This is a genomic window from Actinomadura napierensis (assembly GCF_039529375.1).
Classification (GTDB): Bacteria; Actinomycetota; Actinomycetes; order Streptosporangiales; family Streptosporangiaceae; genus Spirillospora; species Spirillospora napierensis.
Window position 1 is genome coordinate 1 of sequence record NZ_BAAAMR010000404.1, and the last position, 541, is coordinate 541.

Sequence of the window (541 nt, forward strand, 5' to 3'; positions counted from 1 at the left end):
GTTTATATGCAGCCACGACTTTGTCTTTAGGTTGCTTAAAAAAGCCTTCATTCCATGTATCGATTAAAAAGTGTTTGATAAAACCCTGAAGACCAAAGAACACAACTTTATCGTCAAAGTCAGGCAACATTTTAGCGAGTCGAGATGAACGCGGTGTAAAGTTTGCGTACACGCACTCTGTGCCTGCTGGATACTGACGTCTGTGATCAGCTTTATAAAAATCGATAGCGTTTAATGGATTCAGTTTAATCGTCATCTTTATTCTCTTTATTTTGCTGCAAAAGCAATTACTGAAATTTTGTCTGATGGTTGTTGTGGAAAGCTGTCTGAGGTAAACAGTTGATCTAACAGTCCATTAAAAACCTCTATTCCTTTACTAAAAATACCGTGGGTCACATATAGAACGACCTTATGGCAATTGAGGCGACGCAGTTCTTTGGCAATACCAATAAAGGTTGCACCGCCGTCGCAAATATCATCGGTAATGACCGCTGTGAGGCCTGATAAATCAGTCGCATGTACATGTGTACCTAAAATTTTG

At 39.6% G+C, this 541-nt stretch carries 1 protein-coding gene and 1 pseudogene; both read right to left on the bottom strand.

Annotated elements, in window-relative coordinates:
* The coding region (locus tag ABD296_RS50165; protein WP_344285793.1) for a nicotinamide phosphoribosyltransferase domain-containing protein at window positions 1-256 on the bottom strand (256 nt) is incomplete at its 3' end.
* A gap of 11 nt (window positions 257-267) precedes the next feature.
* Window positions 268-541, bottom strand: a pseudogene (locus tag ABD296_RS50170) (hypothetical protein); the annotation flags it as partial.